Annotated in this window: 10 protein-coding genes; 5 read left to right on the forward strand and 5 right to left on the reverse strand. The window is 68.6% G+C overall.

Features of this window, described 5'->3' with window-relative positions; translation table 11 throughout:
* Nucleotides 1–1,578: DHA2 family efflux MFS transporter permease subunit (locus P409_RS18380; RefSeq protein ID WP_034840960.1), on the forward strand; the 1,578-nt coding region annotated here is incomplete at its 5' end.
* 28 nt (nucleotides 1,579–1,606) lie between these two features.
* On the opposite strand, the gene P409_RS18385 is transcribed toward P409_RS18380, so the two are convergent.
* Together P409_RS18385 and rho are read right to left on the reverse strand one after the other, a co-directional pair.
* Complete coding sequence (locus P409_RS18385; RefSeq protein ID WP_034840964.1) at nucleotides 1,607–1,966, reverse strand: hypothetical protein; 360 nt, start codon at nucleotides 1,964–1,966, stop codon at nucleotides 1,607–1,609.
* 144 nt (nucleotides 1,967–2,110) lie between these two features.
* Nucleotides 2,111–3,367 (reverse strand): transcription termination factor Rho, encoded by a 1,257-nt coding sequence (gene rho / locus P409_RS18390; protein WP_034840967.1) that lies wholly within the window; start codon nucleotides 3,365–3,367, stop codon nucleotides 2,111–2,113.
* A gap of 11 nt (nucleotides 3,368–3,378) precedes the next feature.
* Here rho and P409_RS38050 point away from each other — a divergent pair, with 11 nt between their 5' ends.
* A complete protein-coding gene (locus P409_RS38050; RefSeq protein ID WP_152613433.1) occupies nucleotides 3,379–3,960 on the forward strand; it encodes a hypothetical protein in 582 nt (193 codons plus the stop codon).
* Between the two features lie 8 nt (nucleotides 3,961–3,968).
* Here P409_RS38050 and hemJ read toward each other — a convergent pair whose 3' ends face one another.
* From hemJ to hemE, 3 genes are read right to left on the reverse strand one after another with little or no spacing between them, the layout of a single operon-like run.
* The gene (hemJ, locus tag P409_RS18400; RefSeq protein ID WP_034840976.1) at nucleotides 3,969–4,406 is read right to left on the reverse strand and encodes a protoporphyrinogen oxidase HemJ; all 438 of its coding nucleotides are present in this window, start codon (nucleotides 4,404–4,406) and stop codon (nucleotides 3,969–3,971) included.
* 17 nt (nucleotides 4,407–4,423) lie between these two features.
* Entirely contained in the window at nucleotides 4,424–5,461 is a 1,038-nt protein-coding gene (gene hemH / locus P409_RS18405) for a ferrochelatase (protein ID WP_034840979.1), read from the reverse strand.
* Nucleotides 5,458–6,531 (reverse strand): uroporphyrinogen decarboxylase, encoded by a 1,074-nt coding sequence (gene hemE, locus P409_RS18410; RefSeq protein ID WP_052120896.1) that lies wholly within the window; start codon nucleotides 6,529–6,531, stop codon nucleotides 5,458–5,460. The genes hemH and hemE overlap by 4 nt, the downstream gene beginning before the upstream one ends.
* Before the next feature lie 365 nt (nucleotides 6,532–6,896).
* Between hemE and P409_RS18415 the strand changes: the two genes are divergently transcribed.
* The 3 genes from P409_RS18415 to P409_RS18425 form a co-directional block, all read left to right on the forward strand.
* Nucleotides 6,897–7,730, forward strand: a complete 834-nt coding sequence (locus P409_RS18415) for a pyruvate, water dikinase regulatory protein (protein WP_034840982.1) — start codon at nucleotides 6,897–6,899, stop codon at nucleotides 7,728–7,730.
* A gap of 13 nt (nucleotides 7,731–7,743) precedes the next feature.
* Entirely contained in the window at nucleotides 7,744–8,340 is a 597-nt protein-coding gene (locus tag P409_RS18420) for a Maf family protein (RefSeq protein ID WP_034840985.1), read from the forward strand.
* 2 nt (nucleotides 8,341–8,342) lie between these two features.
* Nucleotides 8,343–8,777: shikimate dehydrogenase (locus tag P409_RS18425; RefSeq protein WP_034840988.1), on the forward strand; the 435-nt coding region annotated here is incomplete at its 3' end.

The raw sequence follows: 8,777 nt of genomic DNA on the forward strand, positions 1-8,777 counted from the left end.
GGCGCGTCGGCCCCCGCCCCGGCCGCGCCGCAGCGGGCCGGCGCCGGGACGCGGGAGACGATCGGGTTCTTCACCATGGTCGTCGGCATGTTCATGGCGATCCTGGACATCCAGATCGTCTCCAGCTCGATCAGCGAGATCCAGGCGGGGCTGGCGGCCAGCCCGGACGAGATCAGCTGGGTGCAGACCGCCTATCTGATCGCCGAGGTGGTGATGATCCCGCTCTCGGGGTTTCTCTCCCGCCTGCTGTCGACCCGCATCCTCTACGTCATCTCGGCGGCCAGCTTCACCCTCTCCAGCCTGGCCTGCGCCCTGGCCTGGAACATCGAATCGATGATCGTGTTCCGGGCGCTGCAGGGCTTCCTCGGCGGGGCGATGATCCCGACCGTCTTCGCCGCCTCCTTCATCCTGTTCCCGCCGGAGCGGCGGGCCGGCATCTCGGTGCTGATCGGCCTGGTCGCGACCATGGCGCCGACCATCGGGCCGACCCTCGGCGGCTACCTGACCCAGGCCTTCTCCTGGCACTGGCTGTTCCTGATCAACATCATCCCCGGCGTCCTGGTGACCACCGGCGTCTGGTTCCTGGTCAAGTTCGACAAGCCGAATCTCGAGCTGCTCAAGGGCTTCGACTTCGCCGGGCTGGCGCTGATGGCGCTGTTCCTCGGCAGCCTCGAATACGTGTTCGAGGAAGGGCCGCGCTGGGACTGGTTCGAGGACCGGTCGATCTTCACCTTCGCCGTGATCGGCACCCTGGCCGGGATGGGCTTCTTCGCCCGGGTGCTGACCGCCCGGAATCCGATCGTCGACCTCCGCGCCTTCGCCGACCGCAACTTCTCGCTCGGCTGCCTGTACAGCCTGATCATCGGCGTCGGCCTCTACGGGGCGGTCTATATCGTGCCCCTGTTCCTCGCCCGGGTGCGCGGCCTGAACAGCCTGCAGATCGGCGAGATCATGTTCGTCACCGGCGTGTTCCAGTTCATCTCGGCGCCGCTGGCCGGCATGCTGTCGAAGAAGCTGGACCTGCGGCTGATGCTGGGCATCGGCCTCGTCGCCTTCGGCACCGGCATCTACCTGATGACCTGGATCACCGCCGATTGGAGCTTCTGGGAGCTGTTCTGGCCGCAGGCGGTGCGCGGCGTGTCGCTGATGCTGCTGTTCCTGCCGATCAACACCCTGGCGCTCGGCACCCTGCCGCCCGACAAGATCAAGAACGCCTCCGGCCTCTACAACCTGATGCGCAATCTCGGCGGCGCCTTCGGCCTGGCCGGCATCAACACGGTGATGATCGACCGGGCGCGGCTGCACACCTCGCGCATCGCCGACCACATCACCCTGACCAACCCGCATGTGCAGGCCACGGTCGACAATTTCAGCCAGATGTTCACCTCGGCCGGCCTCGGCAACCCGGACCTCGCCGCGGTGAAGACGCTGAACAACATGGTGGTGAAGCAGTCGCAGGTGCTGACCTTCGCCGACTGCTTCCTGCTGATGGCGCTGCTGTTCTATGCCGGGCTGCTGCTGATGCCGCTGCTGCGCGCGCCGAAGCCCATGGGCGGCGGGGGTGGCGGCGGGCACTGAACCCGCCCCCCCTGGGCCAGGGCGCGCGTCACGCGTCCGGCAGCGTCGCGCCGTCCCGGGCATAGACCAGGGCGATCCGGCAGCTCTGCTGGTCATACTGCACCACGACCGCGCCGGGCTGGCCGGGCTGCCGCACCCAGGCCTGGCGCTGGGCCAGGCTGTACTCGGTCGGATAGCCCGGCGTCACCGGCGTGCGCTCGATGCCGGAAATGCCCGCGGCCGTCAGGTGCCGGGCGGCCAGGGCGCCGGCGACGCGGTCGGAACAGATGTCGCCCCCCATCAGGCTGCGCACCTTCTCGGCCAGCGCCGGATCGGGCGTCGCCGAGGGCACGCCGGCGCAGCCCGACAGGACCAGGATGAGGGCGAGGCTGGATCGAAGCTCGGCCATGCTGACCACCGCGCTGGTTGTGGATGGCAAGTTGGATCGGCCGCGCGCCGGGTCAACCGGACCGGGGCGCAGCGCCGCCATGAAACGGAAAGGGCCGCCGATCCTGCGACCGGCGGCCCTTCGCGTTGACGATGGGCGAGAGCGTTACTGGTTCATGCTCTCGAAGAAGTCCGCGTTCGACTTGCTGTGCTTCAGCTTGTCCATCAGGAACTCCATCGCATCCGTCGGGCCCATCGGCATCAAGATGCGGCGCAGCACCCACATCTTCGACATCGTGCCCTTGTCGACCAGCAGCTCCTCCTTGCGGGTGCCGGACTTGCCGATGTCGATCGCCGGGAAGGTGCGGCGGTCGGACAGCTTGCGGTCGAGGATGATCTCGGAGTTGCCGGTGCCCTTGAACTCTTCGAAGATCACCTCGTCCATCCGGCTGCCGGTGTCGATCAGCGCGGTGGCGATGATGGTCAGGCTGCCGCCTTCCTCGATGTTGCGGGCGGCGCCGAAGAAGCGCTTCGGCCGCTGCAGGGCGTTGGCGTCGACACCGCCGGTCAGCACCTTGCCGGAGGAGGGCACCACGGTGTTGTAGGCGCGCGCCAGGCGGGTGATGCTGTCGAGCAGGATGACGACATCCTTCTTGTGCTCGACCAAGCGCTTGGCCTTCTCGATCACCATCTCGGCCACCTGGACGTGGCGCGTCGCCGGCTCGTCGAAGGTGGAGGAGATGACCTCGCCCTTCACCGACCGGTCCATGTCGGTCACTTCCTCCGGCCGCTCATCGATCAGCAGCACGATCAGGAAGGCGTCCGGGTGGTTCTCGGCGATCGAGTTGGCGATGTTCTGCAGCATCACCGTCTTGCCGGTGCGCGGCGGCGCCACGATCAGGGCGCGCTGGCCCTTGCCGAGGGGCGAGACCAGATCGATGATCCGGCCGGTCATGTTCTTCTTGGTCGGGTCGATCAGCTCCATCCGCAGCGCTTCGTCGGGATAGAGCGGGGTCAGGTTGTCGAAGGTGACCCGGTGCCGGACATTGTCCGGCTCCTCGAAATTGATCTTGTTGACCTTGGTCAGGGCGAAATAGCGCTCGTTTTCCTTCGGCGCGCGGATCTCGCCCTCGATGGTGTCGCCGGTGCGAACGCCGAAGCGGCGGATCTGCTGCGGCGACACATAGATGTCGTCGGGACCGGGAAGGTAATTCGATTCCGGGGAGCGCAGGAAACCGAACCCGTCGGGCAGGACCTCCAGCACACCGGATCCAAAAATGGCGACGTCGTTATCGGCGAGCTGCTTGAGGATGGCGAACATCATGTCCTGCTTGCGCAGCATGCTCGCGTTTTCGACCTCGAGCTCTTCGGCATAGGCGAGAAGCTCGCTGGGAGTCTTCTCTTTCAGTTCTTGCAGATGCATGGGGACCCTGGATGGGCGTGGACAGAGCGCCGGCGGCGCGGCGTCTTCGGATTGGTCTCTCGCTGGAAGCCTCGGTCCACGGCACGAAGGGCTCGACCGCGCCGGCGCTTCGAATGACCGCCGGAAGACCGCTGAGAACAGCAGATGGTTATCGAATGACCTGCCGCAAGTCAATCGTGCTGCCGCGTGCGGCGGCATATTGCACCGCCTCGGCGGAAGCGGGAGGATTTGTCAGGGGAGACGACATAGTCGATTCATTTTCGGGAGGGGATTTTGCGATGAGGACCACCGTCGTTCTGGCGGCCGCCGCCATGCTGGTTGTGACCGCCTGCGGTCCTCGCTATTCAGGAGGGCCGGGCGACCGGCCGGAAACCGCGATCGTCATCGCTGCATCCGGCGAGATCGACGGCGTCAAAGCGGAATACGACTATATCCGGGAGAGGCTTCCCGGCTGGCAGCCCGCCGGCCAGTCGCTCGTCAATACCGGCGAGCGGCTCTACGATCGGCTGGAGCTGGTGAATGCGGCCGGCGCCCGCAAGGTTGTCTACTCCGACATCTCGGGCTGGGTTGGCAAGGGCCTCGGCCTGCCCTGACCGGCCACTCAGAACGGCCGGACGATCACCATCACCAGGATGATGAACAGCAGCAGCGCCGGCACCTCGTTGACGATGCGGTAGAAGCGCTCGCTGTGGGGGTTGCGGCCTTCCGCGAAGCCGCGGCGCCAGCGTATGCACATGTGGTGCAGCACGGTCAGGATGACAACCCCCGTCAGCTTCACATGCAGCCAGCCCTCGGCGAAGAAGGCCCAGTCGGTCAGCCACAGCATGGTGACGCCGAACACCCAGGTCAGCACCGCCGAGGGCAGCATGATGCCGCGCATCAGGCGCCGCTCCATCACCCCGAAGCGCTCGTATTCCGGCGTCCCCGGCGTGGTCTGCGAGTGGTAGACGAACAGCCGCGGCAGATAGAGCATCCCCGCCATCCAGGAGATCACGAAGAAGACGTGGAGCGCCTTGATCCAGGGATAGAGAGCCGACATTCGGTTTGGTCCTCGCTCTAAGCCGCCTTGCTGGGACACCCCGTGAACGCCGCGGGGCAGATCCGGCCGCCATCCCCCGCCTCGCACGCCGTCTCCCGACGATGGCCGGCCCGCACCAGGTCGGCCAGGCCGGCGATGAAGCCGTCCTCGGCGCCGACAGTCGGCACCCGCAGGTAGCACGGCGCGCCCGATTCGTCAGCCAGCCTGCGATATTCGATGTCGAGCTCGACCAGCGTCTCGGAGTGCTCGGAGACGAAGGCGATCGGCACCACCACGATCGGCCGCTTCTCCAGCGCCGCCTGATGGATCACCGCCTCGGTCGACGGCTCGATCCATTTCAGCCGGCCGACCCGGCTCTGATAGGTCGAGACCCAGTCGAGGCCGGGGATGCCGGAGGCCTCGGCCAGGGCGGCGGCGGTGCGCTCGCACTGCCACTGATAGGGGTCGCCGGCCCTGACGATCTTCTCCGGCAGGCCGTGGGCGGAGAACAGGACGCGCGGCCGGCCGTACCGCACCGCCTCCTCATGCGCCGCGCGCAGCCCGGCAGCCATGGCGGCGATGAAGCGGCTCTCGGTCGGATAGCAGCAGACCACCCGCGTCGGCGCGTCCAGCCGGGCGATCTTGCAGGCGTCGCGCCACACCCGCAGCGACGACGCCGTGGTGGTGGTCGAGAATTGCGGGTACAGCGGCAGCAGGATCACCTCGTCCGGCGCGAAATCCTTCACCAGCATCGCCGTCTCCTGGCTCATCGGGTGCCAGTAGCGCATGGCGATGAACGCCTTCACCTCGCCCAGATCGGCCAGCTGCGCCTCCAGCGCCCGGGCCTGCGCCTCGGTGTTGGGCAAGAGCGGCGAGCCGCCGCCGATCTCGGCATAGATGTCCTTGGCCAGGCGGGTCCGCTTCTTGGCGATGGCCCAGGCCAGGATCACCCGCGCCGGGTTCGGGATGCGGATGATCGCCGGGTCGGCGAACAGGTTGAACAGGAAGGGCCGGATCGCGTCCGGATTGTCGGGGCCGCCCAGGTTGAACAGGACGACGGCGATCCGCCGGCTCATGCCCCGTCCCCGCGCAGGTGGCGGACCAGGGCGGCGAGATGCTCGGGCGGCGTCTTCTGCAGCACGCCGTGGCCGAGGTTGAACACGAACGGGCCGTGGCCGAGGGCGCCCGTGATCGCGTCGGCGGCCCGCAGCATCGCCTCGCCGCCGGTCAGCACCAGGACGGGGTCGAGATTGCCCTGCACGGTCGCCTTCGGCTGCAGCACCTGCGCAGCCCAGGCCGGCGGCACGGTGGTGTCCAGCCCCACCGCGTCGACCCCGGTGCCGGCAAGGTAGCGCTCATACAGCAGCCCGGCGCCGCGCGGAAAACCTATGATCGGCACGCCCGGCGCCGCGGCCCGCACGGCCTCGACGATGCGCTTCGTCGGCGCGATCACCCAGCGCTCGAACTCCGCCTCCGGCAGCACGCCGGCCCAGCTGTCGAACAGCTGCACCGCCTCGGCGCCCGCCTGGATCTGGCGCAGCAGATAGGCGGATGTTGCCTCGACCAGCAGATCGACCAGCCGGCCGAAGACCTCCGGCTCGCCATAGGCCAGGCGCTTGACCACGCCGTATTCCTTGCTGCCGCCGCCCTCGACCATATAGGTCGCGACGGTCCAGGGCGCGCCGGCGAAGCCGATCAGGGCGGTCTCGGCCGGCAGGGCCGCCGCCACCCGCCCGACGGTCTCGTAGACCGGCCCCAGCACCTCGTGCAGCCGGCCGGCGGACAGGCGGGCGATGCCGGCCGCGTCGGTCACCGGCTCCAGCTTCGGGCCCTCGCCCTCGACATACTCCAGCGCCTGGCCCAGCGCGTGCGGCACCACCAGGATGTCGGAGAACAGGATCGCCGCGTCCAGCCCGTAGCGGCGGATCGGCTGCAGCGTCACCTCGGCGGCCAGCTCCGGGTTGTAGCAGAGGTCCAGGAAGCTGCCGGCCCGGGCGCGGACGGCGCGGTATTCCGGCAGGTAGCGCCCGGCTTGGCGCATCAGCCAGACCGGCGGCCGGGCCAAGGTCTCTCCGGCCAGGGCGCGCAGGAACGGCTTCGCCGGCGTCGCGGACTTTTCTTCCCGGCTCTGCCCATCCCTAATCATGAAAAGGAATCCTTGTTTAGAGGATGTTGTGAATCGCTGTGGATAACGGGGATTGTGACTCTTCCCCAATCCATCCACAGGGTTTTGCCCGTCGGCCCGCCCCTCCCTGTGGAAAGCGGGGAAGACGCGCCCGACTCGCTACACCCTCGCCATCGCCCCTGTCCATAACGGCCGGGAGGACTCGGGGTCGCATCGTCCGGCCTCGCCGTCGCCCCGTCGGGGACGGGACTCTCATCCCCAGCCGCATGGAAGAGTCGACGACTCACCCGCGGTCCGGGGGCCAATCGCGTCAAGCCTCGTGAATCCGCCTGTCATCCCGAATTTGCCCACAGACAATCCCCATCCCTCCGGGATACAAGGAAGCTATGGCGCAGACGAAGACGTTCCACCTACATCTCGTTTCGGATTCGACCGGCGACACCATTCATAGCGTCGCCCGGGCCTGCCTCGCGCAGTTCGAGGGGGCGGAGCCGATCGAGCATTTCTGGAACCTGGTGCGGACCAACCGCCAGCTCGACATGGTGGTGGAGGAGATCCGCGACCATCCGGGCGTCGTCGTCTTCACGCTGGTCGATGACGGGCTGCGCCACCGGCTGATGGATGTGTGCGGCACGCTCGGCGTGCCCTGCATCTCGGTGCTCGACCCGATCATGGCGGCGCTGGCGCAGCAGCTCGGCATGGCGGGCCATGGCCGGCCGGGCCGGCAGCACGCGATGGACGCCGCCTATTTCCACCGCATCGAGGCGATGGACTATGCCCTGGCGCATGATGACGGCCACCTGACGGGCGAGCTGCACCAGGCCGATGTCATCCTGGTCGGCGTGTCCCGCACCTCGAAGACGCCGACCTGTCTCTACCTGGCGAACCGCGGGGTGAAGGCGGCGAACGTCCCCTTCGTCCCCGGCCTGCCGCTGCCGGAGGACCTGCACCGGATCAGCCGGCCGCTGATCGTCGGGTTGACCAAGGATCCGGAGCGGCTGATCCAGCTGCGCCGCAACCGCATGCAGATGCTGAACCAGGCCCAGACCACCGACTATGTCGACCCCGAGCAGGTGCGGTCGGAGGTGGCGGAGGCGCGGCGTTACTTCGCCAAGCACCGCTGGCCGGTGCTGGACGTGACCCGCCGCGCGATCGAGGAGACGGCGGCCGAGATCCTGTCGCTGCTGGCCCGGCGCGGCCGCAGCGCCGGCATTCCCTGATGGAGCCGCGGCCATGACCCGGGTGATCCTCGCCTCCGGCAGCGCCACGCGGCGGGCAATGCTGGCCGCCGCCGGCGTCGCCGTCATTCCCAGCCCCGCCGCGGTCGACGAAGCCGAGGTGAAGGCCTCGATGCAGGCCGAGGGCGCGTCCCCGGCCGATGTCGCCGAGGCGCTGGCGGTGCTGAAGGCGCAGCGTATCTCGCGCCGCTTTCCCGGCGACCTGGTGATCGGCGCCGACCAGATGCTGGATTGCGATGGCGTCTGGTACGACAAGCCGGCCGACCGGGCGGCGGCGCGCGACCAGCTGCTGGCCCTGCGCGGCCGCACCCACACCCTGACCTCGTCCGCGGTGGCGGTGCGCGACGGCCAGCGTGTGTGGCACGCGACCGACCGGGCGAAGCTGACCATGCGGTCCTTCAGCCACGTCTTCCTCGAAACCTATCTCGACGCCGCCGGCGAGGCGGTGCTGTCCTCGGTCGGCGCCTATCAGCTCGAAGGGCTCGGGGCGCAGCTCTTCGCCAGGGTCGAGGGCGACCATTTCACCGTGCTGGGCCTGCCGCTGCTGCCGCTGCTCGGCTTCCTGCGCGACCATGGGGTGCTGCCGTCGTGACCTTGACCGCGAAAGGCCGTCTGGCCGGGGTGATCGGCTGGCCGGTCGGGCATTCCCGCTCGCCGCAGCTGCACGGGCACTGGCTGGCCCGCTACAGGATCGACGGTGCCTATGTGCCGATGGCGGTGGCGCCGGAGCGGCTGGAGGCAGCGCTGCGCGGCCTCGCCGCCCTCGGCTTCCGCGGCTGCAACGTCACCGTGCCGCACAAGGAGGCGGCGATGGCGGTGGTCGACGAGCTCGACCCGCTGGCCCGGCGCATCGCCGCGGTGAACACCATCGTGGTGCGCGAGGATGGCCGCCTGTTCGGCACCAACACCGACGGCTTCGGCTTCCTGGCCAATCTCCAGGCCGGCGCGCCCAACTGGTCGGCCGGCCGCGGCCCGGCGGTGGTGATCGGCGCCGGCGGCGCGGCGCGCGCGGTGATCGTCGCGCTGGTC

The organism is Inquilinus limosus MP06 (assembly GCF_000767795.1).
Classification (GTDB): domain Bacteria; phylum Pseudomonadota; class Alphaproteobacteria; order DSM-16000; family Inquilinaceae; genus Inquilinus; species Inquilinus limosus_E.

Coding starts and splice junctions, on each gene's coding strand:
- hemE (WP_052120896.1), bottom strand. CDS start 6,531: ATGATTAGGGATGGGCAGAGCCGGGAAGAAAAGTCCGCGACGCCGGCG.
- P409_RS18420 (WP_034840985.1), top strand. CDS start 7,744: ATGACCCGGGTGATCCTCGCCTCCGGCAGCGCCACGCGGCGGGCAATG.
- rho (WP_034840967.1), bottom strand. CDS start 3,367: ATGCATCTGCAAGAACTGAAAGAGAAGACTCCCAGCGAGCTTCTCGCC.
- hemH (WP_034840979.1), bottom strand. CDS start 5,461: ATGAGCCGGCGGATCGCCGTCGTCCTGTTCAACCTGGGCGGCCCCGAC.
- P409_RS18385 (WP_034840964.1), bottom strand. CDS start 1,966: ATGGCCGAGCTTCGATCCAGCCTCGCCCTCATCCTGGTCCTGTCGGGC.
- P409_RS38050 (WP_152613433.1), top strand. CDS start 3,379: ATGGGCGTGGACAGAGCGCCGGCGGCGCGGCGTCTTCGGATTGGTCTC.
- hemJ (WP_034840976.1), bottom strand. CDS start 4,406: ATGTCGGCTCTCTATCCCTGGATCAAGGCGCTCCACGTCTTCTTCGTG.
- P409_RS18415 (WP_034840982.1), top strand. CDS start 6,897: ATGGCGCAGACGAAGACGTTCCACCTACATCTCGTTTCGGATTCGACC.